At 57.9% G+C, this 21,888-nt stretch carries 21 protein-coding genes; 19 read left to right on the top strand and 2 right to left on the bottom strand.

Features of this window, described 5'->3' with window-relative positions:
• Positions 1-121: 121 nt before the first annotated feature.
• A complete protein-coding gene (locus RAC79_RS15450; protein WP_142187837.1) occupies positions 122-847 on the bottom strand; it encodes a response regulator transcription factor in 726 nt (241 codons plus the stop codon).
• A 263-nt stretch (positions 848-1,110) separates the two neighbouring features.
• On the opposite strand from RAC79_RS15450, the gene iaaH reads away from it, so the two are divergent.
• From iaaH to RAC79_RS15400, 10 genes are all read left to right on the top strand, one after another.
• Complete coding sequence (gene iaaH, locus RAC79_RS15445; RefSeq protein WP_374997222.1) at positions 1,111-2,517, top strand: indoleacetamide hydrolase; 1,407 nt, start codon at positions 1,111-1,113, stop codon at positions 2,515-2,517.
• Positions 2,518-2,650: 133 nt separating this feature from the next.
• Positions 2,651-3,259 (top strand): nitrile hydratase subunit alpha, encoded by a 609-nt coding sequence (gene nthA / locus RAC79_RS15440; protein ID WP_307008309.1) that lies wholly within the window; start codon positions 2,651-2,653, stop codon positions 3,257-3,259.
• A 10-nt stretch (positions 3,260-3,269) separates the two neighbouring features.
• Positions 3,270-3,593, top strand: a complete 324-nt coding sequence (locus RAC79_RS15435) for an SH3-like domain-containing protein (RefSeq protein ID WP_307008311.1) — start codon at positions 3,270-3,272, stop codon at positions 3,591-3,593.
• Positions 3,583-3,936, top strand: coding sequence for an SH3-like domain-containing protein (locus tag RAC79_RS15430; protein WP_374997221.1), 354 nt, complete (start codon positions 3,583-3,585; stop codon positions 3,934-3,936). Before RAC79_RS15435 ends, RAC79_RS15430 begins: the two co-directional genes overlap by 11 nt.
• Positions 3,933-4,424: a nitrile hydratase accessory protein gene (locus RAC79_RS15425; protein ID WP_307008315.1), complete on the top strand. Its 492-nt coding sequence runs from the start codon at positions 3,933-3,935 to the stop codon at positions 4,422-4,424. Before RAC79_RS15430 ends, RAC79_RS15425 begins: the two co-directional genes overlap by 4 nt.
• Before the next feature lie 252 nt (positions 4,425-4,676).
• Positions 4,677-5,984 carry an ABC transporter substrate-binding protein gene (locus RAC79_RS15420; RefSeq protein WP_307008317.1) on the top strand — a complete coding sequence of 436 codons (1,308 nt, stop codon included), beginning with the start codon at positions 4,677-4,679 and terminating at the stop codon, positions 5,982-5,984.
• Positions 5,984-6,745: an ABC transporter ATP-binding protein gene (locus RAC79_RS15415; RefSeq protein ID WP_374997220.1), complete on the top strand. Its 762-nt coding sequence runs from the start codon at positions 5,984-5,986 to the stop codon at positions 6,743-6,745. Before RAC79_RS15420 ends, RAC79_RS15415 begins: the two co-directional genes overlap by 1 nt.
• Positions 6,729-7,424: an ABC transporter ATP-binding protein gene (locus RAC79_RS15410; protein ID WP_374997219.1), complete on the top strand. Its 696-nt coding sequence runs from the start codon at positions 6,729-6,731 to the stop codon at positions 7,422-7,424. Before RAC79_RS15415 ends, RAC79_RS15410 begins: the two co-directional genes overlap by 17 nt.
• Before the next feature lies 1 nt (position 7,425).
• Positions 7,426-8,286 (top strand): branched-chain amino acid ABC transporter permease, encoded by an 861-nt coding sequence (locus RAC79_RS15405; RefSeq protein WP_374997218.1) that lies wholly within the window; start codon positions 7,426-7,428, stop codon positions 8,284-8,286.
• On the top strand, positions 8,283-9,266 hold the full coding sequence (locus RAC79_RS15400) for a branched-chain amino acid ABC transporter permease (protein ID WP_307008326.1): 984 nt from the start codon (positions 8,283-8,285) through the stop codon (positions 9,264-9,266). The genes RAC79_RS15405 and RAC79_RS15400 overlap by 4 nt, the downstream gene beginning before the upstream one ends.
• 103 nt (positions 9,267-9,369) lie before the next feature.
• Here RAC79_RS15400 and RAC79_RS15395 read toward each other — a convergent pair whose 3' ends face one another.
• Positions 9,370-10,293, bottom strand: a complete 924-nt coding sequence (locus RAC79_RS15395; RefSeq protein ID WP_374997217.1) for a ketopantoate reductase family protein — start codon at positions 10,291-10,293, stop codon at positions 9,370-9,372.
• A 227-nt stretch (positions 10,294-10,520) separates the two neighbouring features.
• Here RAC79_RS15395 and RAC79_RS15390 point away from each other — a divergent pair, with 227 nt between their 5' ends.
• The 9 genes from RAC79_RS15390 (at position 10,521) to RAC79_RS15350 (ending at position 21,885) form a co-directional block, all read left to right on the top strand.
• A complete protein-coding gene (locus RAC79_RS15390; protein WP_374997216.1) occupies positions 10,521-11,969 on the top strand; it encodes an aldehyde dehydrogenase in 1,449 nt (482 codons plus the stop codon).
• Between the two features lie 19 nt (positions 11,970-11,988).
• Positions 11,989-12,477, top strand: coding sequence for a MarR family winged helix-turn-helix transcriptional regulator (locus RAC79_RS15385; protein WP_374997215.1), 489 nt, complete (start codon positions 11,989-11,991; stop codon positions 12,475-12,477).
• A gap of 152 nt (positions 12,478-12,629) precedes the next feature.
• A complete protein-coding gene (locus RAC79_RS15380; protein ID WP_374997214.1) occupies positions 12,630-13,673 on the top strand; it encodes a TRAP transporter substrate-binding protein in 1,044 nt (347 codons plus the stop codon).
• 61 nt (positions 13,674-13,734) lie between these two features.
• Complete coding sequence (locus tag RAC79_RS15375; protein WP_307008336.1) at positions 13,735-14,289, top strand: TRAP transporter small permease; 555 nt, start codon at positions 13,735-13,737, stop codon at positions 14,287-14,289.
• Between the two features lie 4 nt (positions 14,290-14,293).
• Positions 14,294-15,592, top strand: a complete 1,299-nt coding sequence (locus RAC79_RS15370) for a TRAP transporter permease (RefSeq protein ID WP_309762614.1) — start codon at positions 14,294-14,296, stop codon at positions 15,590-15,592.
• A 22-nt stretch (positions 15,593-15,614) separates the two neighbouring features.
• Positions 15,615-17,327: a thiamine pyrophosphate-requiring protein gene (locus tag RAC79_RS15365; RefSeq protein WP_374997213.1), complete on the top strand. Its 1,713-nt coding sequence runs from the start codon at positions 15,615-15,617 to the stop codon at positions 17,325-17,327.
• Positions 17,327-18,433, top strand: a complete 1,107-nt coding sequence (locus RAC79_RS15360) for an alpha-hydroxy-acid oxidizing protein (RefSeq protein ID WP_374997212.1) — start codon at positions 17,327-17,329, stop codon at positions 18,431-18,433. The genes RAC79_RS15365 and RAC79_RS15360 overlap by 1 nt, the downstream gene beginning before the upstream one ends.
• Before the next feature lie 484 nt (positions 18,434-18,917).
• A complete protein-coding gene (locus RAC79_RS15355) occupies positions 18,918-19,109 on the top strand; it encodes a hypothetical protein (protein WP_142187820.1) in 192 nt (63 codons plus the stop codon).
• Positions 19,110-20,730: 1,621 nt separating this feature from the next.
• Positions 20,731-21,885: an efflux RND transporter periplasmic adaptor subunit gene (locus tag RAC79_RS15350; protein ID WP_374997211.1), complete on the top strand. Its 1,155-nt coding sequence runs from the start codon at positions 20,731-20,733 to the stop codon at positions 21,883-21,885.
• Positions 21,886-21,888: the final 3 nt, after the last annotated feature.

Genomic DNA, 21,888 nt, shown 5'->3' with positions numbered 1-21,888 from the left:
TTGTGAATACTCGCCGAGTAGATTTTCTGCTGCTTTACGGATCCGACGGCGACAGCAGCCGGTCCCGGTGTTTGTGTTTGGGGCGCAAACCTTTGCAGAAAGATAGATGTTTCTGTGTCTTTCACTGCGAAAGCTTTGTAACGCGCGCGGCGAGTTCGGCTCTGTTCGAGCAGCCCATCTTCTCAAGGCAGCGCGTAAGGTGTGTTCGTACCGTCGCGAAACCAATATCAAGAACACGCGCAATGTCTTTGTCAGAACAGCCCCGTGAGATAAGAAGTGCGACGTCCCGCTCCCGGTCAGTCAGGGCAGACAGTGTGACGTCAGGCGCGGCGGACAGAGCGCGTTTGAGCAGCGGGGCAAGAACTTTTAACAAGCTGATTTCCCGGTCCGCAAAGTCGGGTTGGCGTTTGGTACGCCAGATGCGCAGATCCGCGAGCGCCCGTTCGTTGTCCTTGAGGAAGACATTGATTCCATGGTCAAGCCCGTCTTTCATCAGAAAGTCGTTGAAGAACTCCGTCTTGCGCAAGTCCGGTTTGGAAATCACTTCATCGACGTAGGCAGGACGCCAGAGATTGCGCAATTGCCGGGTCATCGGATCGCGATACTGGTACCAACTTCTATATGCCTTGATGCTCTCAGAGGATTGGTTGATGACGAACGGATCGTCATAGGAGCTTATTTTAGAATTCCATTTGTACGACGCCAGTACGTCGGCCCGCATCAGGCGCAGGATGTCTGGGAAGATAGTTTCCCTGATATCCGCCGACCCCGGGCTTGTCAGTCTTCCGACAATATCGGCGAACAGATTTGCCTCGTCGAATGTCAAATCGAATACAGTCCCGGTCATGAGACCCCCAATAGTTGCGGAATCTTTTGTCCGCCTTGTTCCCTTTTCAGGAATGGAAGCAAACCACGTGCCAAAGATCAAGAGTTTTCGGTGTGTCTGGTACGAGCCTGTCGGCCGGGGAGCCGCGCCGGCATCCCCAGCCACGGGACTTTTCCCTAGCCGGGATTAACGAGAACAATCGTTCACCAGCAAAATTGCGGATGGTGGCACGCCCACCATCTCCGATAGCCCTGCACATGCTGAAACTCTGTGCGGAGACCATGATGACACTCACTCATTTCACGTTGACTGAAATCGCCGCCGCCATGGCGCGGGGCGCGCTTGGCGCTGAGGAGTTTGTTTCCGATCTATTGCTGAGAAAGGAAAGGCTGGCGTCTATCAATGCCTTTGTTTCACATGACGAAGAGCGGGCGCTTCGGGATGCGCGTCAGGCGGACGCGGAACGGGCGGCCGGGCGGCTGCGGGGGCCGTTGCACGGGCTACCCATTGGCTTCAAGGATAACATCAACATTGCCGGCTATGTCACAACCGGCGGAACGCCAGCACTTCGCGACTTCAAGCCTTTGAAGGATGCACAGGTCGCGGCCAGGCTGTTGAACGCCGGCGCGATCGCCTATGGCAAGAACGGCATGCACGAGCTTGCCTACGGCGCGACCTCTATCAATGCCGCTTTTGGTACTCCACGCAATCCCTTTGATGAAGCCCGCACTTCAGGCGGTTCCAGCGGGGGCAGCGGGGCTGCCGTTGGCGCGCGGCTGGTCCCGGCCTCCATCGGAACGGATACGGGCGGCTCCGTGCGCATTCCCGCTGCTTTCTGCGGCGCATGGGGTTATCGCCCGACAACCGGTCGTTGGCCGACCGACGGCATCGTGCCGATTTCAACAACCCGGGACACGCCGGGTCCAATTACGCTTTCTGCGACGGACCTGGCGCTTTTGGACAGTGTCGTAACATCCGCGCCGCCGGTCCTGGCTTCGACCGTGAAAGGTACCCGGCTCGGGGTTCCACATAAACATTTCTGGGACGTCGTTGATGCAGAGGTTGCCGCGATCTGTATGGAGGCGCTTCAACAGTTCGTTGCTGAAGGCGCGGAGCTTGTTGAGGTTGATTCTCGAGCGCTTCCCGAGCCCTATGCCGCCGCCGCGATGTCAATTTCGATTTATGAAGGAAGGCTAGCGCTATCCGCATTCCTCGCCGACCAAGACATAAAGTTGAGCTTTGCGGAGGTTGCCGATCAGGCAGCGAGCCCGGATGTGCGTCAAATTCTTCTCGCCCAACTTGATCCGGCGACGGCCGTCAGTCGGTCGGCTTACGAAAGCGCCATAACCGAGCACCTTCCCGCCTTGAGGTCCGCCTATGCGGATATTTTCAGGTCCAATCGGATCGATGCGCTCGCGTTCCCCGTCTGCCGTCTGCCTGCGCCAAAGCTTGATCAGTCGTCAACTGTCGCGATCGCCGGCAAGATTTTTCCTGTCTTTCCGGCCCTCATTCACAATACGGATATCGGCAGTGTCGCGAGCCTGCCTGGGGTTTCCGTCCCGGTCGGCCTGACGCGTGCGGGACTGCCTGTTGGCCTGGGACTGGATTTTGCGTTCGGACAGGATCAGGCGCTTCTGGCATTCTCGCTTGCAATCGAGACGCTTTTTTCGGTTCCGTTGCCACCGGCGTGAGGCGATGCTGCAAGCATTCGCTCCTGTTCGTCTCCAGCGAATGACAACCCTCCGCTTGTCCTCAATATTGCTGATGAAGAACCCCACGATCAGCGCTATTCTAAACCCTTCGTGATATTTCCAGAGGACTGCGATGAGCCACGACGATCACACGATGCCGCCTTCCACACTCGCGCTACGAATTAAGGCCATTGAGACGCTGATGGTCGAAAAGGGGAAGATCGACCCGGGCGCGGTGACGGAAATCGTCGATATCTTCCAGAACAAGCTTGGTCCGCGCATTGGCGCGGGTGTCGTAGCGCGAGCTTGGTCCGATCCTGCATTCAAGGCGCGTCTTCTTCACGATGGAACAGAGGCGCTGAAAGAAATGGGTGTCAGCGGCCTGCAGGGCGAGGCAATGATCATCCTTGAGAACACACCGGAGGTTCATAATGTGATCGTCTGCACCCTGTGTTCGTGTTATCCTTGGACAGTGCTTGGTTTGCCGCCGACATGGTACAAATCAGCACCTTATCGCAGCCGCATCGTCAGCGAGCCGCGATCTGTCCTTGCGGAATTCGGACTGGATATTTCCAGGGACCGCGAGGTGCGTGTTTTCGATAGCAATGCGGAAATCCGCTACATGGTCCTGCCGGAGCGACCTGCCGGTACGGAGGGCTGGAGCGAGGAAAAATTGGCAGCTCTCGTGACCCGTGACTCCATGATTGGCACAGGCACGCCGCTTTCGGCTTCAGCGATCTGAGGAGAGGCGGATGAGATCGATCGCCGACATGGGTGGTATTCAGGGCTTCGGCCCCGTCAATCGCACCGACGATGACACCCGATTCCAGACGGAGTGGGAAGCAAAGACATTTGCTGTTAATCTTCTTTCACTCGCAGCCGGATGTTTTAACATCGATGAGAGTCGATACTCCATGGAGAGGATGCCGCCGGCCGATTACCTGACGACCTCCTATTTCGAACATTGGCTGTATTCGCTGGAAGATTTGCTGATTTCCAAGGGGTTCTTCACCCAGGAGGAATATCAAGCGCAGATCGCCGAGCTTGCCTTGACGGAGGCTGGTCATGCTCCCTAAGGAAATGGTCGCCATCGCGATAGCGACAGGCGCCTCGACGCTGCGCGCCGTCGAGAGCGTGCCGAAGTTCAAGGTGGGCGATAACATCAAGACAACCAACGATCACGTTTCCACCCACACGCGCCTGCCTGTTTATGCACGCGACAAGCGCGGAACCATCGTTGGTTATGAAGGTCCTCATGTCTTTCCGGATGCACATTCGGCGGGACGTGGAGAATGTCCAGATCATCTTTACCGTGTCCGGTTCGAGAGCGAGACGCTCTGGGGTAAAGGAAGTGACGGGCCTGGGGCCGTGTATCTGAGCCTTTGGGAAAGCTACCTGTTACGTGGAGAAGTGTCGTGATTGCAGATGATTTGGGGATCGATCCGCGATGGCTCGATAATGGCCCGGCCTTTTGCGAGCCATGGCAGGCAGAAGCCTTTGCGTTGACCATGCAATTGTCGCGCGCCGGACATTTTACATGGGCGGAATGGGTTGCGGCATTTTCGGGCGAGATCACGACCTCTCCCCAAGAAGAAGGCGAAGACATCAACACGGCCTATTATCGACAGTGGATGCAGGCTCTGGAAAAGATCGTCGGGCTTCGCGGCATGACGACAGATGCTGAGGTGGCCGATTATCAGGAACATTGGCGGCGTTCCTATTTCCACACCGAACACGGCAAGCCCGTTGAGTTCCGCAAGGGGCTAGCGCCCATCCCACCCGGGGCGCTGGAAGAGCTCGATCACGAGCATGACCATCACCACCACGAACATTGCCACGCCGGTGACCACGAAACGCATTTCGGTCCGGTTGCCGTGAGCCCTGCTCGCCGGCAAGCTTCGACATAACTGTTCTGCAAAGACCCGCCGACCTGAATGGATGATCGCGGTGCCGAAAGGTTCCGCATTGGTCTTCCTGTCTGATTTCAAACGAGAAAGTCTTGGCGGTGCGGGTGCCCGATTATCCACAAAACTGTTGATCCCCGATCTCTGGCGCCGCTCCTACTATGCTGAAGCCGGTCCCCGCAAGTAGCCGTGCCGCGGCGAACTTGCGACCGTAAAACCGCAGTGCGGCAAGAAAAAATCGACAGAGGAAGAACCATGACATTTTCGCACGACAACATGAGGCTGACCCGACGCAAGTTCCTTCAGGCTGTGGGAGCTGGTGCTGCCGCGGGTGCGGCAACGTCCGTTCTGCCAGCTCCGGCTATCGCTGCCAGCCCGACGATCAAGATCGGCTATATCAGCTCGAAGACCGGCGCGCTGGCACCGTTTGCAGAGGCGGATCCTTTCATTCTTGCCAAGGTCCGCGAGGTGCTGAAGGATGGGGTTGTCAATAACGGCAAGACCTACAAGGTCGAGATCAGCGATATCGATGACCAGTCGAATTCTGATCGTGCCGCCACCTCGGCAAGTCAGTTGATCAATAATGACGGCATCCATCTCATGCTCGCGCAGGGGGCGCTGACCAACGTTCCGGTCGCCTCGCAATGTGAGACAGCGGGTGTGCCGGGAATCACCACGATGGACCCATGGCAGGGCTGGATGTTCCCGTTGAAGGGGACGCCGGATGTAGGTTTCAACTATGTAAACCACTTCTTCTGGGGCATCGAGGACATCATCTCAACCTTCATCGGTATGTGGGACCTGCAAAGCACCAACAAGAAAGTCGGCACCGTCTGGTCCAACGATCCGCCCGGCAAGGTCTTTGGTAATTCCGAAATCGGTTTCCCGGCGTCGCTTGGCAAGGGCGGTTATTCGATTGTCGATGTCGGTGAATTTCAACCGGGTGCGGACGACTTCTCCCGGCAGATCGTCGCTTTCCGCGATGCTGGTTGCGATATCGTGACGGGTCTCTTTTCCCCGCCGGAATGGGCGGTGTTCTGGCGTCAGGCGCAGCAGCTCGGTTTCAAACCAAAGATCGCAACGCCGGCGAAGGCGCTGCTCTTCCCTGCCGGAATAGAGGCGCTCGGCAAGACCGGCGACGGAATGTCTACCGAAATCTGGTGGACGCCAGGCTATCCGTTCAAGTCAACATTGACGGGTCAGTCCTGCGGCGAGATTGCGGCGGAGTATTCCAAGGCGTCGGGCAAGCGCTGGACACAGCCGATTGGTGTGGTCCATGCCCTGTGGGAACTGGGCATCAACGCACTGAAGAACGCGGCTGATCCAACCGATCCGGATGCCATACAGGCGGTTATCAAATCGACGAAGATGACGACGGTGGTCGGCGATATCGACTGGGTCGGGAGCCCGATCAAGAACGTTGCCAAGCTCAAGATTGCCGGTGGCCAGTGGCGTCTCCAGCCCGACGGCACCTACGATTTGAAGGTCACCTACAACAAGAACGCCCCTGAGGTTCCAGTCCAGGCGGACTTTACGATGGACCTGGCGCGGAAGGCTGGATGATGATGGCGGCATCTGACGCGATCAAAGCGCTCACCGTCGAAAATGTCGTGAAGTCCTATGGCGGACCGACTGTATTGACCGGTGTGAGCATTTCGATTGATCCCGGGAAAATTCTCGGGATCATCGGTCCCAACGGTTCCGGCAAGACCACGCTTTTCAGTGTGATTTCCGGTGCTTTTGCACCTTCTTCCGGCAAGATTTTCATTGCCGGCCGGGACGTCACCGCACTTGGAGCTTCCGCACGTGCTATTGCCGGCATCGGGCGAACCTTTCAGGTTCCGCAAACCTTCTCGCATATGTCGGTCTACGAGAATGTGCTTGTTGCCGTCGAGTTTGCTGCGGGGCTGAAGGGCCGCGAAGGGGAGGAGGCGGCGCTTCAGGCGCTGAAAGTCTGTGGGCTTGAGAGCCGCGGAGATCTAGTCGCCGGGGCGCTGCCGCTGCTTGATCGCAAGCGTCTCGAGCTTGCCCGCGCGCTGGCCACGAAACCCTCCGTTCTTTTGCTGGACGAAATCGCCGGGGGATTGACCGACGAGGAGGCCGCGGACGTCGCGACCATTGTTAAAGCGCTGGCAGCAAGCGCAATTGCGATTATCTGGATCGAACATCTCGTGCATGTGCTCACCCATGCCGCCGACGAAATCGCAGTACTTGGTGAAGGGCGCATCATCGCGCAGGGCGAACCGCATGAAACAATGCGGATGCCCAAGGTAAGGCAAATCTATCTCGGTATGGAGCCTGACATCGATGATCTTGATCAATAACCTTAGGGCGGCCTATGGGTCGCTGCCCGTTCTGTTCGGCTTCGACCTCAGCGTAGCACGCGGCGAAACGCTGGCGCTGATAGGAGCAAACGGCGCGGGTAAGACCACGACTTTCGCGGTGATGACGGGCCGTTTGAGGCCTCAGACGGGCAGCGTTTCGGTCAACGGCCGAGATATTGCCGGACTGACACCGATGGACATCGTCAGTCTCGGAGTGGCACTCGTTCCCGAGGGCAGACAACTCTTTCCGAGTCTCACCGTGGAGGAAAACCTGCTGGTCGGCGCGCATTCGCGGCGGCCGGGAGGATGGACCCGGGAGCGTGTCTACGAGATTTTTCCGACGGTTGCCGAATTCCGCAAACGGCCGTCGACGGCGCTATCGGGAGGTCAACAGCAACTGGTTGCCATCGGTCGTGCACTCATGTCCAACCCCGAGGTTTTGCTCTGCGACGAACTCTCGCTCGGCCTGTCTCCGGCAGCCGTCGATACCGTCTATTCTGCGCTTCAGAAGCTGCGGGGGGAGGGGCTCACAACCGTCATCGTCGAGCAGGATATTGCCCGAGCCCTTTCCGTCTCGGATCGCTTTGCGTGCATGCGCCACGGCCAGATCGCTTTGTCGGGTCCGTCTGTCACCGCGGACAGGGATGAGATCTCAAACGCCTATTTCGGGATGCGTTGATATGCTGGAAACCTTGATCAATGGCGCGTTGGTCGGCGCACTTTATGGTCTTTACGGCCTCGGTTTATCGCTCTGTCTCGGCCTCATGCGGCAGATCAACCTTGCGCATGGGGATTTTATTGTCTTCTCCGCCTTCCTCGCCCTGCAACTCATGAGCCATTTCGGGCTTCACCCGCTTTTTGCGCTTCCAGTGGTCGTGCCCGTCATGTTTGCGGTCGGCTGGGCCTTGCAGCGCTTCATCATCGAGAGGACGCTTGGGCGTGGCGACATGCCACCTATCTTGGTGACGTTCGGGCTTTCGGTCATTCTGCAGAACGTCATGCTCGAACTTTTCAGCGCCGATACCAGAAGCCTTGATCCAGGCCTGCTTGGAACGGCGGCAGTCAATTTCGGCTCGGTGGCGATCGGTGTTCTGCCACTCGTCACACTTGCGGTGTCGATCGTCATTTTTGCACTTACGGCGGCGGTCTTCGGCGGTACGCGCTTCGGTCGCGCGGTTCGCGCGACGTCGGACAATGAAGCTGTTGCGCAGCTGATGGGGATCGGGACGCGGAAAGTTTTTGCCACTGCCATGGGCTTAGCACTCGCCATCTCCGCCACCGCTGCGATCTTCTATGGTATGCGTGGCACTTTCGACCCGTCGACGGGTCCGGAACGTATGCTTTTTGCTTTTGAAGCCGTGATCCTTGGTGGGCTCGGCTCGATCTGGGGAACGCTTGCCGGCGGCATTATCCTGGGCATCGCCCAGGCGGCGGGCACTTTCATTACCCCGAGCCTCGGCCCACTTGTCGGCCACTTCGTCTTCCTCATCGGCCTCTTGTTGATGCCGGGTGGCCTCTTCACTAAAAGGATACGTGTATGACGCTCGCTTCGCCTCTTGCCCGGTCTCTTGCGGCTGTAGGTTTCCTTGCCGTAGCGCTGTTTGCCATCCCGTTTACAGGCTCCCGATACGCTGTCTTGCTAACGACCGAAATTGCAGCAGTTCTGGCAATTGCTCTCATGTGGAACCTGCTTGCGGGCTTTGGCGGTATTGTTTTCATGGGCTTTCAGGTCTTCATCGGCATCGGCGGATACACGCTGTTTATCGCCGCTAACGGGTTCGGCATGTTGCCATTTCCCTTCGTGTTGCTCTCTGCGGTCGTCTGCGCGGGCTTCGCATTGCTGATCACACCCGTTCTTTTTCGCCTTTCGGGTGCTCAACTCGCCATAGGATCCTGGGTCATTTCGGAAGTCGTCAGACTGATCGTCTATCATACTGGGCTTCTCGGCGGCGGCGGTGGAATTGCACTGACGGCTGTACGCGGTGTTGATCGTTCAGTGAGGCTTTTTGCAACCTATGGCACAGCTGCCGCGATTTTGTTGATCGCGCTCCTGACCTGCGTCGGGCTGATGCGAAGCCGCTTCGGTCTCGCCTTGCGCGCGATGAAGGACAGTCCACTTGCCGCTGAAGCGATGGGCGTGACGATTCGCAAAACGCAAACCTATGTCCTGCTCATCGCAGCCGCGATCGGCGGTGCGGCCGGCGCCTGCTACTATATGGTTGCCCTGCAAGTGAGTCCGACTGCCGGATTTTCAATGAACTGGATGGCTATCATACTCTTTGCGGTAATCCTTGGCGGGATCGGAACGCTCGAAGGCCCGATCGTTGGCGTCGCCATTTACTTCTTATTGCGCGAGACGATGGGCAATATCGGATCGCTCTACTTCATCATCCTTGGCGTGCTGGCGATCGGCGTGACATTGTTCGTCCCGGGTGGTGCCTGGGGACTGTTGAAGTCTCTGATCAAGATCGATCTGCTCCCCATTCGTCGTCAAATGAGTGAGGTAGAGCGTAGCGTTTGACCCTCCTGTAATTCTCATCGAACGGTCACTTCACCGATGCAAGCCTGAGAATGATTGGCCGGCGTTGCGCATGGTAACCATGGGGCTTCGCCCCTTTCCGGTGTCAGAGGCGCGGCGTCTCTCCATCAACGGTAGCCAGCAGGCCGGCCAGCGTTGCCGTCACCGGGGTGGCGACGCCAAGTCCGGCAGCCGTCTTGCTGATTGCCCCGGTGATCGTGTTTATCTCCATGCGTCGGCCAGCAAGCCGGTCCTGCAACATGGATGGCTTGTGCTGTCGGTGATTGGCAAAGGCATGTTCTACCGACTGGCGAATACTATCCGCATTAACGGTGAGACCCTTGGCCATCGCAACCGCTACGACTTCGTCTAGAACCGTGAAGACGATCGCGCGGGACTCCTGCCGGTCGCCCATCTCGCCAACGGTCAATCCGGTGATCGCCGCGAGTGAGTTGAGGGCGGAATTGAAGGCGAGCTTTTCCCATATCGCCGCTTCGACGTCGGGATCGAGCTTACAGTTGAGCCCGGACCTGTCCAGAGCGCTGCAAATCGCTTTCAGCCTCTCCGACCCTTGGCCGTTCGCAGCCCAAATCTTGATCTCACCTTCGCCAGAAACGTTGATAAATCCAGGCTCAATCAGAGTGGATGGCCAGTTGGTCATGCCCATGACGATGCGGTCGCGATCCACAAAGGGCTCAATTGCCTCGACGTTGCCAATCCCGTTCTGCACTGTCAGCGCCCAGGTGTCTGGACCGATCAGGTGTTTTGCGGCTTCCATGGCAGATGTGGTGTGCATACCTTTGGTAAAAACGATTAGGAGTTCGAAAGCATCCATATAACGATCTGCCGGCCCGACCGGAAGGCGATAGGACTTGTCCCCGAAAAGGCCGGATACCCGAAGCCCGCCGCCGTTAACTGCCTCGATCGTTGCCTGTGATACTTCGATCAGTGCGACGTCATTATCCCGATTTGTCAGACGCGCGGCGAACAAGCCCCCCATGGCGCCAGCTCCAATTACGCCGATCTTCATCTCTCTCTCCCTGTTTGTATGGCCCCGGTTCAGCCGTGCTTCAATGAAGTAGCTTTGGCTAATTAGTTTGCAATCCAATATTTGGATATCAAACTATCTTGCGCAAGCGGAATTTTCTGCATAAGCTTCTGTCAGGCAATAGGGGAGGCAGGCCGGCTGGAAGGGGATTGGTAACAGTTCCTGCCAGGAACCGGCGGATCCAAAGCCGCCTTCGGAGGAGGAAAACCATGGATGAGATTCAGCTGTTAATCAATAACGAGGACCGCGCAGCGCTTGCGGGCGGTATATACGAGCGCGTTGATCCTGTAACCGGCCAAGTGGCGACCAAAGCAGCGGCAGGTCAGGTGGAAGACGCCAAATCCGCCGCAGACGCCGCTGCCGCTGCCTTCGCGGAGTGGTCCTCTACGGGGCCGGGCGAACGACGCAAGCTGCTTCTGAAAGCTGCCGATATCATGGATTCCAAGGCAGGCGAATTTATCCGTCTGATGACGGCTGAAACTGGCGCCACGGCGCCCTGGGGTGGCTTCAACACCATGTTCGCAGCCAATATCCTGCGCGAGGCCGCGGCGATGACGACGCAGATCTCCGGTGAAATCATCCCGTCCGACAAGCCAGGCACACTGGCCATGGGCGTGCGCCAGGCCGCTGGCGTTTGCGTTGGGATCGCCCCCTGGAACGCACCTGTCATCCTCGGCACGCGCGCCATCGCCATGCCGTTGGCCTGCGGCAATACGGTCATTTTAAAGGCTTCGGAACTATGCCCGGGCACCCACCGCCTGATCGGTGAGGTACTGCGCGAGGCGGGCCTTCCCAAGGGTGTCGTGAACATCGTCACGAATGCGCCAGAAGATGCAGCCAGGGTCGTGGAGGCGTTGGTTGCCCATCCGGCGGTCAAGCGCATCAACTTTACCGGCTCAAGCCGCGTCGGCAAGATCATCGCCAAGCTCGCGGCCGAGCATCTGAAACCCATTCTATTGGAACTAGGCGGCAAGGCGCCATTCCTGGTTCTCGATGACGCGGATCTCGATGCGGCCGTCAATGCAGCAGCTTTCGGGGCCTACATGAACCAGGGCCAGATTTGCATGTCGACAGAGCGGATCATCGTCGACTCCAAAGTGGCGGACGCCTTTGTGGAAAAGCTCGCGGCCAAGGCGAGAGCGCTCCCGGCAGGTGATCCGCGCGGTCACGTCGTTCTCGGTTCGCTCGTGACGCCTGAGGCAGCCGAACGGGTTCAGGAAATGGTCGATGACGCCGTCGCCAGGGGGGCGGCACTTGTGGCCGGAGGTAAGCGCAACGGTTCAATCATGGAAGCGACGCTTGTCGATCACGTGACGCCTGACATGCGGATCTATTCCGAAGAATCCTTCGGTCCCGCCAAGAGCGTGATCCGTGTCAACGGTGACGAGGAGGCGATCCGTGTTGCCAACGATACGGAATATGGCCTGTCGTCCGCCGTCTTCAGCCGGAATGTCGAGCGCGCTATGGCGGTCGCCCGGCGGATTGAAAGTGGAATCTGCCATATCAACGGTCCCACCGTTCACGACGAGGCGCAGATGCCGTTTGGCGGCGTCAAGGCGTCGGGTTACGGTCGGTTCGGCGGTCGCGCCGCGATTGCCGAGTTCACCGATCTGCGCTGGATAACGGTGGAAGACGCGCAGCAGCATTATCCGTTCTGACATATTCCGGAGAGTATTTGTGAGACCATCAGCCAAATCCGTCGAGGACAGCTCGAGCCAAAGCGATAGCGAGCTTCTCATTCCTGAAGCCTTCAGGGATGTCATAGGATATCACCTGCGCGTCGCCCAGGAAGTGTCGTTTCAGGCATTCAGCGCGATGCTTGAAAAGACGGATCTCAAGCCGGGTTGGTATTCGATCCTTACGATCCTTTCCGAATATGAGGAGTTGACCCCTTCAGAATTGAGCAAGGTGTGCGGCCGGGACCGCTCCACGCTGACTTCAACACTGAAGGGGCTTTCCATTCGTGGCCTGATCGAACGCCGTCAAAATCCGGATGATCAGCGCAGCTACAGCGTCAGCCTTACCAAAGCTGGGCGCGAGATGTATTCGCGGCTACATGCTTTCGCGCAGGAGCATGACCGCCGCCTCGATGAGATCGTCGGCAAGGATAAGGACCTTCTGGTCGCAATCCTGGCGAGGATCGTCGGCTCGTTCGGCAAGGGATAAAGCCAAGCCGCGGAGCATCAGTCGGCCCTGACTGCCGGGCGCCGATAATTGGAAGACATCTTTATACACGGGGTTTCCCGTTCAGTTCGGTTTCCGAGGAGGAGCCGGAAACGCTAGCGGCTTGCCCGCGTTTTTCAGCAAGGGAGGAAGACATGCTGAACCGAACTTTCAAAGGTGGCCTGGTGGCCGCTGCACTGGGAATTGCATCCTTTATGGCAGGCGCGGTCTTGCCGGCCGTTGCGGCAGACAATCCGATCCATTTGAAAATATCGCTTTGGGTTCCGCCGACCCACCCGCTCGTCAAATCGGCGCAGGAATGGGCAGACAGCATCGCAAAGGATTCTGGCGGCTCGATCACGTCGTCGATCTTCCCTGCTGAACAGCTCGGCAAGGCTTTCGACCACTATGACATGGTGCGCGACGGAATTGCCGATGTTGGTTATGTCAGCCCAGGCTACCAGCCTGGTCGCTTCCCCTTCATCAACGCCGCCCAGCTTCCGTTCACCGTGGCCAACGCCACTGGTGGAACGGCGGCGGTCGATGGCTGGTATCGCGAGTATGCGCCCAGGGAGATGGCGGACACGCATTTCTGCCTCGCCTTTGTTCACGACCCGGGCACCCTGCATTCGGTCAAGAAAGTTGTCCTGCCCGAAGATTTCAAGGGATTGAAGGTTCGCCCGGCGCAACAGACCATCGGCGAAATGGTGACGCTTCTTGGCGGGACCAACGTGCAGGCGTCTGCACCGGAATCGCGTGACGCCCTGGAACGCGGCATTGCCGACGCCATTACCTTTCCGTGGAACTCCGTGTTCCTGTTTGGGATAGACAAGGTCACGAAGTACTCGATCGATGTCCCGCTCTATACCACGGCCTATACGTGGTCAATGAACAAGGACGTCTATGACAATGCGTCCGCCGATCAGAAGAAGGTGCTGGATGCCCATTGCAACACCGAATGGGCGGTCAAATTGTCCTCGGCCTGGACCACGTTCGAAAATGCCGGTCATGCCCGTATGAAAGCTGCGTCCGGCCACGAAGTGGTTGAGCTGACATCGGAACAGCTCGAGGCGTGGCGCAAGGCAGTGTCCCAGTTGCAGAGCAAATGGGAAAGCCAGGTGACGGCAAAGGGCGGAAACCCAGCCGAGGTTCTGGGGAAACTGAAGAAGAATCTGACCGACAACAACTCAGCGTTCTGAGGTGGTAACGGCCGGTCCCGTGCGGGGCCGGCCCATCGCTCACGGCAATTGGGAGGAAGCCATGACGCCTGAAACACATGAAAGCCCCGCAGCCACCATTACGGAACCAAAAAACCACATGGACCGCTTCATCGCTGGCATAGAATGGATCGCTGCCGGTTTTGTCGGCCTGGTGGCCGCTGATATCTTCATATCGGTTATGCTTCGCTATTTTTTTTCCTATGCGATCCCGGACGGTTATGATTTCGGCCGCATGTTTCTGGGCATACTGATCTTCTGGGGTATTGCCGCGACCAGCTATCGTGGCGCCCATATCACCGTCGATCTCGTATGGGAAAATGCCAGCGTAAAATACAAGCGCTGGATCGATGTTTTTGCGACGCTGGTGCTGCTGTTTGTCGTGACTGTGCAGACGATCATGCTGTTCGACAAGGTGGTCCAGACCCGAGCCCAGAACGTGCTCACCTACGACCTTCAGCTTCCCGTGTGGCCCTTCTTCCTCATCGCCTGGCTTGGCGATGTCGCCGCCGTTGTGCTCATCGCGGTGCGCACCTTCCGTCTCGTGTTTTATCCGCAAAGCGTGAATGTGGATCACGCCGACAATCCGGTGGAGTGATACCATGACTCAGAATTTCGTAGCCGTAGCCGGATTTTTTGCCCTCTTTGCACTGATGCTGTTGCGCGTTCCCGTTGGCATGGCGATGGGCCTTGTTGGCGTAACCGGCTTCGGCGTGATCGCGGGCTTTGGCCCGGCCTTGAAGCTGATTGGCCAGACGTCCATGCGCACTGTAACGGATTATACGTTCGGTGTTATTCCGATGTTTCTTCTGATGGGCGCCTTTGTTTCCAACTCCGGCATGAGCCGCGAACTTTTCCGGGCCGCCAATACCTTCATCGGCCATCTGAAGGGCGGCCTCGGGCTTGCAACGATCCTTGCCTGCGGTGGTTTCGCGGCAATTTCCGGCTCGTCGGTCGCGACTGCCGCCACATTTTCGACAGTCGCCTATCCAGAGATGCGGCGGCTGAAATATCCCGAAAGCTTCGCTGCCGGCACCATTGCCGCGGGCGGAACGCTGGGCGCGATGTTCCCGCCATCGACTGTTCTCGTGGTTTACGGCATCATCACCGAGCAGGATATCAGCAAGCTGTTCATGGCAGGCCTGATCCCGGGCATCATTGCAATCCTGATGTATATGACGACCATCGTGATCATCGGCCTCGCGCGCCCCAACCTGTTGCCTTCCGCCCCCAAAAGTTCGTGGAGAGAACGGCTGGATGCCATCAAGGACATCTGGGCGCCGCTTTCTCTTTTCCTTTTCGTCATCGGCGGTCTTTACGGCGGTCTCTTCACGCCCACCGAGGCGGGTGGTGTTGGGGCTGGCGGTGCTTTCATTATTGGCGTCCTGCGCCGCAGGCTCGACAGGGAAAAGATACTCAATTCGCTGCTGCAGGCGACACGCACGGCGGCGGCGGTCTTCACGGTCCTGATCGGCGCTCTGATATTCGGCTATTTCCTGACGATCACCGGGACACCGCAAAAGGTAACAGCGTTTCTCGGCAGCCTTGGCCTCGGCCCCTATGGCGTGCTGGCTCTTATCCTCGTGATGTATCTCGTGCTGGGTTGCCTCATGGACGCGATGGCGATGATCATTCTGACGGTGCCGATCGTCTATCCGGTCATCCTCTCGCTCGGGTTCGACCCCATCTGGTTTGCGGTCATCATCGTCATGACGGTGGAGCTCGGACTTATCCACCCGCCGGTTGGCATGAACGTCTTCGTCATCAAGAGCGTCGTGCCGGAACTGACGTTCTCGCGAATTTTCAAGGGTGTGGCGCCGTTCATCGTCACCGACCTTATCCGCCTTGGGCTGCTGATCGCCTTTCCCATTCTGGCAACATGGCTCCCGTCCTATCTTTAAAAATACGAAAGTGAGTCCCTTCATGACGGACAAAAACGCTGCTACAATCACCGCCGGGGGCGCTCTGCTGGCGCGCCTGAAGGCAGTTGGCGTCGATTACATCTTCGCCAATTCGGGCACGGATTTCCCGCCAATCATCGAGGGGTTGGCGGAAGCGTCAGCCAAGCAGATTCCTTTGCCAAAGGCGATCGTCATTCCCCACGAAAATGCGGCCATGGGCATGGCACACGGCTATTATCTTGCGACCCGACGTGCGCAGGCGGTAATGGCACACACCAATGTCGGTCTCGCCAATTGCGCCATCGGCGCTATCAACGCTGCGACCGAACACGTTCCGATGCTGCTTTTTTCCGGACGGACGCCCGTCGTGGAGAAGGGGCGGCTCGGTTCGCGAACCGTGCCGATCGGCTGGGGTCAGGAAATGCGGGACCAGGCGGCGATGATCCGCGAAACCGTTAAATGGGACTACGAGCTGAAATTCCCTGAACAGGCTGTGGACATTGTTGACCGTGCCTTCGCGGTCGCCAATTCCACGCCGCGTGGACCAGTTTATTTAAGCCTGCCGCGAGAGGTGCTCTGCGAGCCGTGCCCGTCGGACCAACTCGAGGCGCCGGCAATTATTGCCGCAGCCAGTGCAGGGCCACGGCGGGCCGACATCGAAACGGCTGCAAAACTCCTCAGCGAAGCGAAAGCTCCATTGATCATCGCACAACGTGGTGCAGGGTCGCCCGAAGGATTTAGGGCATTGTCCCGCCTTGCCGAAGATTGGGGCATCGCGATTTGCCAATATTGGGCGATCCAGCTTGCGGCGCCGACAGACCATCCGATGGCCGTGGGCGGCGACCCTGCCGATTGGCTCGCCGAGGCTGATCTCGTGCTGGTCATCGATAGCCTAGCTCCATGGTCACCGGACACTCACACGCTGAAGCCGGGCTGCAAGGTCATACATATCGGCGAAGATCCGCTCTATACACGCTTTCCGGTCCGCAACTTCCCCTGCGATCTGGCACTTGTGGGCGATACGGCCGATACAATCATCGAACTCGCCGGAGCAGTTTCCGGTTTCCTGCCGCAGACGGAAAAAGCTCGCGCTGCCCGTCGCGCCAAAGTCACAACCGCATCCTCCCAGCGCCGCGCAATGATCCTTAAACGAGCAGCCGCGGGCCGTGGTCCCGTCATGAGCAAGGCGTTTGTCAGTATCTGCCTGTCCAAGGCGATCGAGGGAAAGGATGCGGCCGTGCTTTCCGAGCTTGGTGCGCCGCTTGAGGAACTGACATTGCGCTCGGCCAACACCTGGTTTCAGGAGCCGCATTCCGGCGGTCTCGGTTGGTGCTTCCCCGCGGCGCTCGGCATGAAGCTCGCGCAGCCAGACAGGTTGATCGTGGCCACGATGGGGGACGGTTCCTACATGTTCTCCAACCCGGTTGCCTGCCATCAGATTGCAGAAGCGGCGGAAATTCCGCTTCTGATCCTCGTGCTCAACAATTCCGAATGGGGGGCAGTGCGCCAGTCTGTGCTCGGTGTCTATCCTGATGGGTATGCCTCGAAAGCAAACACCATGCCGCTGGTTTCGCTTGCGCCGACGCCGGACTTCACCAAAGTGGCGGAGGCGAGCCGTGCCTGGACCGCTCGGGTGGAGCGTGCGGAGGATCTCGACGCAGCTCTCGCAGCCGCGATCGAACAGGTGACGATACACAGGACCCAAGCTCTCGTCGAAATCCGGATAGCGCCCTGATGACTCTTCTCAACATTGAGGAATACAGGCAGGAGGCGCGACGCCGTTTGCCGCGCTTTATCTTCGACTATCTGGATGGCGGCGCGGAGGATGAGATCGCCCTAAAGGAAAACCGCAGCGCTTTTGAAGCCATTAAACTGACGCCACGGCCGCTCAACGATGTCTCCGTTCGCGATCAGAGCGTTGACTGGTTCGGGCAAAGCCTGCCGATGCCGATTGTCATCGCACCAACGGGGCTGAATGGCCTTTATCGCCGCGATGGCGATATCTTGCTTGCCAGGGCTGCTTCCAGATTGGGTATCCCTTTTACGCTGTCAACGGCCTCGAATAATTCCATTGAACAAGTTGCCAGGGCATCGAACGGCGATCTGTGGTTCCAGCTTTATGTGATGAACCGAGATTTCGCCGATCGGCTTGTGGACCGGGCGCTTGCGGCAGACTTCAGCCACCTGGTTCTCACTGTGGATGTTGCGATGGGCGGTAAGCGGGAGCGTGACGAGCGGAACAAGTTCGTGATGCCCTTCCGGATTCGTCCCAAGACAATCGCCAATGTGCTCCGCCATCCGCGTTGGCTTTGGAACGTCGGCCGGCATGGGGCGCCATCAATGGCTAATCTCGCCACGGAGACAGTGACAGATCCCAACACCCAGGCAGCGCTCCTCTCCCGCAAGATGGATGCTAGCTTTGATTGGGATGATTTGAAACGTCTGCGTGACCGCTGGCCCCGTCGTCTTCTGGTAAAGGGGCTTTTACACCCCGACGATGCTGAGCGCGCCGTCGGCCTCGGGGTTGATGCCGTTGTTGTCTCCAACCATGGCGGCCGTCAACTTGATATCGCGCCCGCAACTATCGACGTTCTGCCTCGCTTTTCCAATATTAACGCACCGATCCTTGTCGACAGCGGCATTCGGCGCGGCAGCGACATCGTGAAGGCAATCTCCCTGGGTGCGAGCGCGGTCATGATCGGCCGCGCTGCCCTGTTTGGTCTAGTTGTTGGCGGTGAACAGGGCATTGTCGACGTGATTGAGCTTCTCAGACGCGAGATTGACAGGACACAAGCACTTTTGGGAGCCAAGAAGCTTGTCCTGCCCGCGAGACAACGTTGATCAACATTGTGCGGGCACATTCTAAAGCTAATGCAAATCGTCCTTTCAGGACAGAAGCTCACAGCGTGATCAGGCCAAAGTATGAGCAACGTCTCGAAAGAAGTTGGCGCATTGCGGAAGGATTTGATCGCCATTGCGATACGTCAGTAACATTTCTCGGGCTATGGCCAGCCGAATGACGGCATTGCGTTGCCAGTTCCTCCCCGTCCGGCGGATGTCCGCGTCGGGCTGCGGTGGAGGACGAAGCCTCGGGAACCGGTGCGATCGCGCTAGCGCGCAGCCCGTTGAAAACGGGTATCAGCAGGCCCAGGAATGTTGGTTGCCAGTGAAAACCGATTAAGTAGATGCGGTCGCCAGAGCCATCCACTCGATGAGATCTTAGTGCAGATCGAACAGTGATAACAGCTTGGCATGCGAGGGGCCGGGTGCGTCAAAAAGACCATGCATGATCACCTTGCAATAAAGTTGGTCAGGGATCATTTGAATGAGTGCTATCGCGATAGACGAGTCCAAACACAGAATGGAAACACCTGAAATGTCTGATGGTTCTTGGGTAGACTGGTTTCCCTATGTCTTCTTCCCATTTAAGGTCATAGTGCTGGGTATAGGTATGTATTATGCCATCAAATGGCATCACGATCAGGCCAAGAAAGACAGCGAGACCAAGGGACGCTGAGGTACAGTACCCATCTCTTATGATGACGCAGTAGCTTGTTGGCTGTTGATGCGTGCCGGTAACTGACCCGCGTAGGTGTATTCGAGCGTAGCCCCGACTCACAACTCCGCGCCTGGCGGTTTATGCAGGATAGGCATCGCTGGACTTACGGAACCATCCCGACGCGATACGGCTTTCCTGGCTCTTTGCTTCCAGGCGCTGCCGGACCAGGCACGTTCGAACGGTTGCCGTGCAGCACTGCCACCGTTATTGTGGTCGGTGACCAGAACAGGCCCTTCTAACGTGGTTCAGGTGGAAGAGGGCACTCCCAAGGTAAATTTGCCTATTCTGTTGATTTATGGCGGTAACGACAATCTGGTGCGGCTTGAGCGAGTATCGCCTAGGCAAAGTCGTGAACGTTCGGGTCAACACTGAGGTCTGAAAAGCATCTGGTCATGCGCCTTTCCTTTGAGAGGCGGCGCGTTTCAACGTTCGCGGCTTCTTTGATGCGTCGTGGCGACCTTTCGTCGCCGGTGGGTGCCAGCTCCCAATTTAAACGCCATAGCGCGGTGTATTGTTGTGGGACCATTCGCCTCGGCATTCAGATAGGTAAGTGATGAGATGAGGGGCTGATTGCAAATGAAAACCTACCCGGCCGAGATGCGGAAGACAACCTGGACCACCATGAGATAGGCTTGTATTCCTAGTCTAGGAGACTTGGAGCCGTCGAACTTTACATCAGGTTCGGGATGCGGGTTAAGGCTACATCCGCCAGCTGGGCTACCCAAGAGTTAAATGGCTTATGCCGGGACTACGGGCAGCTTGATCTGTGCACACGCTAGGCGCTCAAACACTGAAATCTCCCAAAACCGAGAGGAGTCGGCGCTATTTCTGCGACGATGAGAGCATTGTGTTTTCCGGTTTCTAGAGCCTTGACGACATGGGTTGAGAAGCGTTCTCAAGACGAGGGCTTCCGTGGTTGCTCGATCGCCGTATCCGGTCTGTCCTGAGAATTGGACGGGTATCGACCTTTCCGGCCGCAACTTCATCATGACCGGAAGAGCAGCAGGCATCGGGCTGGGGTCGCAATCGAACTCTCACGACAGCGGGGTCTCGGCGCTCCTTGCACACCTAAACTCGATCGACGTTGGTACGAGGCTGGGCTTCTGTGACCCGGAAGGCTTGATTGTAGACCCCGCAGGGGGCGCTCACGTCGGCACCATGGTGTCCGAAGTGCAGGAACCCAACCGAGACGCCGCCTCAAAGGCCGAGCAAGAACGATCCTCGTACCTACAGTAGATCCCTATTGCTTTGCACAAGATTTATCAGGACACGAGGAAGAATGCGGGATGCTGGAAGAGACCAGTGCTGCAAGCCGTAGCCTGACGAAGCAAGCGGCGCATCGCTCAAGCAGCTACATTTTCAGTTGAAGCTGGCCGATGACACCTATCGGGAGAAGAGCCGGCTGCCCCCATGCGTAGCGCCAGCGATGAGAGATATGTCGCTTCACCGGCGAGACGAGAAAACTGTAGCTCCTACGAAACACGCCAGGACTATATTTACAAACAGAATGTATGTATGTATGACACTGAATTGCGGGGCGTTTTTGACCCGGCATCCACCAAGTATCCGAAGGTGAAAAATGGTCGAGAAAAGTCATTGGCGGCGCGGGCAAACGGTGGCCTTTGCGTTGATCCTATCCTGCGTCCTCTATCCCGGAAGAGTACTCGCACAGCAGCAGCCGAACCCGACGGTCACCGTTGAAACCGCCACGGCGGCGGATTTCACGCTGACAGCGCGATTGCCGGGACGTATTAAACCGTCGACCATTTCAGAGGTACGGCCTCAGGTTTCCGGCATCATACGTGAAAGGCTGTTTGATGAGGGAGCCAAGGTCGAAGCCGGTCAGGTACTATACAAGATTGAGGACGAGACCTATCGCGCACAGGTGGAGTCGGCGAAGGCCAATGTCGCCCAAGCGCAAGCAAGTTACGATTTCGCCGTTGTCGATGCGCGGCGCGCGGAGGAAACATTCGCCAACAACGTCACTTCGGCCTCGAATCGAGATAATAAGATTGCCGAGAAAAACAAAGCACAGGCCGCGCTCCAGGTGGCGCTGGCCCAACTAACCACGGCCGAGATCGATCTGGAGAGAACAACGATTCGTGCGCCTATTTCCGGCGTCATTGGGTTTTCGGAAACGACGGCCGGCGCGCTTGTGGCTGCCCAGCAGACGACGGCTTTGACCACGATCCGCGCGCTCGACACGATCTATGTCGACGTTACCCAGTCCGTAAACGATCTTTTGCGGTGGAATGCCGACAAGAGAGTCGGGGGCAGCCAGTCGCTCTCCGTCGCAACGATGATCCTCCCAAATGGCCAGACCTATCCGATCAAAGGGGACCTGAAGGCGGCCGAGCCGAGGGTCGAGCCGACAACGGGCATGGTCACGCTTCGAATTTCATTTTCCAACCCGGACAACAGGCTTCTGCCGGGTCTGTATGTGGAAGTTGAGCTGCCTCAGGCCATTACCAAGGACGCCGTCCTCGTTCCGCAAAGCGCTGTGATGCGCAACGCCAAAGGCGACGCCTCCGTCTGGATCGTGGAAGGCGGCAAGATTGTTCCCCGTGCGGTAACGATTGTCACCAGTGCCGGCAATCGCTGGGTAACCGGCAGCGGTCTGAAGCCAGGAGACCAGGTCGTAACGTCCGGTTTCCAGAAGGTGGCGCCGGGCGCCACGGTGGAAATAGAGCAACAGCCTGTGGCCCAGCAGGCTGCCCGTGTCGGGAGTAACTGATCC

The organism is Agrobacterium sp. LR_9, assembly GCF_041954855.1.
Taxonomy (GTDB): domain Bacteria; phylum Pseudomonadota; class Alphaproteobacteria; order Rhizobiales; family Rhizobiaceae; genus Agrobacterium; species Agrobacterium leguminum.
This window is presented reverse-complemented; position numbering and strand designations above follow the sequence as displayed.

Excerpts from the sequence above, each read along its gene's own strand:
- RAC79_RS15450 (WP_142187837.1), bottom strand. The coding sequence starts at position 847 with ATGACCGGGACTGTATTCGATTTGACATTCGACGAGGCAAATCTGTTC.
- iaaH (WP_374997222.1), top strand. The coding sequence starts at position 1,111 with ATGACACTCACTCATTTCACGTTGACTGAAATCGCCGCCGCCATGGCG.
- nthA (WP_307008309.1), top strand. The coding sequence starts at position 2,651 with ATGAGCCACGACGATCACACGATGCCGCCTTCCACACTCGCGCTACGA.
- RAC79_RS15435 (WP_307008311.1), top strand. The coding sequence starts at position 3,270 with ATGAGATCGATCGCCGACATGGGTGGTATTCAGGGCTTCGGCCCCGTC.
- RAC79_RS15430 (WP_374997221.1), top strand. The coding sequence starts at position 3,583 with ATGCTCCCTAAGGAAATGGTCGCCATCGCGATAGCGACAGGCGCCTCG.
- RAC79_RS15420 (WP_307008317.1), top strand. The coding sequence starts at position 4,677 with ATGACATTTTCGCACGACAACATGAGGCTGACCCGACGCAAGTTCCTT.
- RAC79_RS15415 (WP_374997220.1), top strand. The coding sequence starts at position 5,984 with ATGATGGCGGCATCTGACGCGATCAAAGCGCTCACCGTCGAAAATGTC.
- RAC79_RS15410 (WP_374997219.1), top strand. The coding sequence starts at position 6,729 with ATGATCTTGATCAATAACCTTAGGGCGGCCTATGGGTCGCTGCCCGTT.
- RAC79_RS15405 (WP_374997218.1), top strand. The coding sequence starts at position 7,426 with ATGCTGGAAACCTTGATCAATGGCGCGTTGGTCGGCGCACTTTATGGT.
- RAC79_RS15400 (WP_307008326.1), top strand. The coding sequence starts at position 8,283 with ATGACGCTCGCTTCGCCTCTTGCCCGGTCTCTTGCGGCTGTAGGTTTC.
- RAC79_RS15395 (WP_374997217.1), bottom strand. The coding sequence starts at position 10,293 with ATGAAGATCGGCGTAATTGGAGCTGGCGCCATGGGGGGCTTGTTCGCC.
- RAC79_RS15390 (WP_374997216.1), top strand. The coding sequence starts at position 10,521 with ATGGATGAGATTCAGCTGTTAATCAATAACGAGGACCGCGCAGCGCTT.
- RAC79_RS15380 (WP_374997214.1), top strand. The coding sequence starts at position 12,630 with ATGCTGAACCGAACTTTCAAAGGTGGCCTGGTGGCCGCTGCACTGGGA.
- RAC79_RS15375 (WP_307008336.1), top strand. The coding sequence starts at position 13,735 with ATGACGCCTGAAACACATGAAAGCCCCGCAGCCACCATTACGGAACCA.
- RAC79_RS15370 (WP_309762614.1), top strand. The coding sequence starts at position 14,294 with ATGACTCAGAATTTCGTAGCCGTAGCCGGATTTTTTGCCCTCTTTGCA.
- RAC79_RS15365 (WP_374997213.1), top strand. The coding sequence starts at position 15,615 with ATGACGGACAAAAACGCTGCTACAATCACCGCCGGGGGCGCTCTGCTG.
- RAC79_RS15360 (WP_374997212.1), top strand. The coding sequence starts at position 17,327 with ATGACTCTTCTCAACATTGAGGAATACAGGCAGGAGGCGCGACGCCGT.
- RAC79_RS15355 (WP_142187820.1), top strand. The coding sequence starts at position 18,918 with ATGAGTGCTATCGCGATAGACGAGTCCAAACACAGAATGGAAACACCT.
- RAC79_RS15350 (WP_374997211.1), top strand. The coding sequence starts at position 20,731 with ATGGTCGAGAAAAGTCATTGGCGGCGCGGGCAAACGGTGGCCTTTGCG.